Here is a 254-nt window from a genome sequence, read left to right on the forward strand (position 1 = left end):
GTACAGCGGTTGCAGGTTGTCCGGCAGTTCGCCCATGCCGGTGGTCGAGGTCACCACCAGGAATGCCTCGGGGGCGAAGGCCTTGAGTTCGTCGAGGCTGGCGCGGGGCAGATGGGAGGCCTCGAGGCCGGCCGCGGACAGCAATTTCTGGGCGTGCCGGGCGACTTCTTCGGCGGTGCCGTAGACCGAGCCGGAGAGAATGGCGACTTTCATGAACACTCCGTAAGCCAACAGGGGTAAGCCGGGCATTATGC

1 protein-coding gene is annotated in these 254 nt (G+C 65.0%); it reads right to left on the reverse strand.

Translation table 11 applies throughout. The features are described from left to right. On the reverse strand, positions 1-213 hold a 213-nt coding region (locus ACLJNW_RS26810), incomplete at its 3' end, for a flavodoxin domain-containing protein (protein WP_410961596.1). Between the last annotated feature and the right edge of the window lie 41 nt (positions 214-254).

This window comes from Salmonella sp. SAL4457, assembly GCF_046548235.1.
GTDB classification, from domain to species: Bacteria; Pseudomonadota; Gammaproteobacteria; order Enterobacterales; family Enterobacteriaceae; genus Salmonella; species Salmonella enterica.